Origin of the sequence: Brevibacterium sediminis, assembly GCF_024895295.1 — a bacterium.
GTDB lineage: Bacteria > Actinomycetota > Actinomycetes > Actinomycetales > Brevibacteriaceae > Brevibacterium > Brevibacterium sediminis.
Genome location: NZ_JAHQRN010000015.1, coordinates 1 through 1,501 on the forward strand (window position 1 = coordinate 1; position 1,501 = coordinate 1,501).

Annotated in this window: 2 protein-coding genes; both read left to right on the plus strand. The window is 57.0% G+C overall.

Annotation, left to right across the window (positions count from 1 at the left end; genetic code table 11):
- A partial coding sequence (locus KTJ89_RS19210; RefSeq protein WP_259358967.1) for a helix-turn-helix domain-containing protein occupies window positions 1-618 on the plus strand: 618 nt, incomplete at its 5' end.
- Window positions 619-626: 8 nt separating this feature from the next.
- Complete coding sequence (locus tag KTJ89_RS19215; RefSeq protein WP_259358968.1) at window positions 627-1,493, plus strand: IS3 family transposase; 867 nt, start codon at window positions 627-629, stop codon at window positions 1,491-1,493.
- The last annotated feature ends 8 nt before the right edge of the window (window positions 1,494-1,501 follow it).

Here is a 1,501-nt window from a genome sequence, read left to right on the forward strand (position 1 = left end):
GAAAGTTGGACTGTGATCAACACAAACCAACTTGAAAGGGACCACTCCATGCGTCACGACTGTCTGATCACCAACGACCAAGCTCAAGCCGCGATCGAACTCTTTAACCAAGGCCTGGGTTACGCCGCGACAGCGACCAAGCTCGACGTCCATAAACCCACACTCAAACTCCTCCACGACCGATGGTTAGTGCGTGGAACAATATCGGTCATGGAACCGCATCAACGCCGCCGCATCCCCAAAGAGACGAAGATCGCGACCGCGAAACGGTACCTAAACGGCGAACACAAAGTCGAACTCGCCAAGGAACTCGGTCTAGCCTCGTCACGTCCCATCCTGGACTGGGCGAAGGAATACCGGAACAAAGGCGAGGACGCCTTCACCCCGCGCAAAGCATCGGGTAAGGGGAAGACAGCTCGGATGCGGGCGATCGACAACGGGCAGGACCCGGATGCTGAACAGGTCCCGGCGAAGCCGGACGTGTTCGCGAAGAAAACGCGTGTCGAGGACATCAGCCTGGCCGAGTACCGCCAGTTACAAGACCGACTGCTGCGGGCCGAAGCGGAGAACGCGTACTTAAAAAAACTGAAGGCCTTGAGGCAGAACGGGCAGCTGTAAAAGCACGCATTGTTGCCAGTCTCAAGGCGAACTACCCCCTGCCACTGCTGCTGAGCGTTGCGGGTTTGGCGCGGTCGACGTTCTTCTATCACCAGAAACGCTTCGGTCAGAAGCCTGACCCGTATGTGCAGGTGAGAGGCCGGATCCGGGAGATCTTCACCGGCAGCCGCGAATGCTACGGGCACCGCAAGATCTGGACAGTCTTGGTCAAAGAAGGCCTGTCGATCGCGAAGAAGACTGTGCTGCGGTTGATGCAGGACATGGGCATCAAGACCAAGGTGCGCAGGAAGCGGTACAACTCCCACCGCGGCACGATCGGCCGCGTTGTCAGCAACGTCCTCAACCGGGAATTCACCGCAGATGAACCGAATGAGAAATGGGTTTCTGACGTCACGGAATTTCCTGTGGCGGATCAGAAACTGTACCTGTCACCGATCATTGATCTCTTCGATACCAGTGTGGTGTCGTACGCGACGTCGACGTCACCAAACACGGCATTGACGAACGAGTCACTGACGAATGCTTGCCAGGGGCTGCGGCCGGGACAGAAACCGTTGGTGCACACGGACCAGGGGTTTCAGTACCAGCACGTGTCGTGGGCGGCGATCCTGGCCAAACACGGTGCCACACCGTCGATGTCGCGGAAGGGAAACTGTTGGGATAACGCGATGGCGGAGAATTTCTTCGGGCAGTTGAAGTCCGAGATGTTCTATCTGCAGAAATTCGACTCGATCGAGGACCTGAAGAAAGCGATCGATGAGTACATTCATTGGTATAACTTTGAGAGGATCTCGATGCGACTAGGCGGCCTTGCCCCGATGGAATATCGGACCAAGACCGCCACAGCCGAACAGCCGGCAACTGCTCTATGCTGACCCCACAG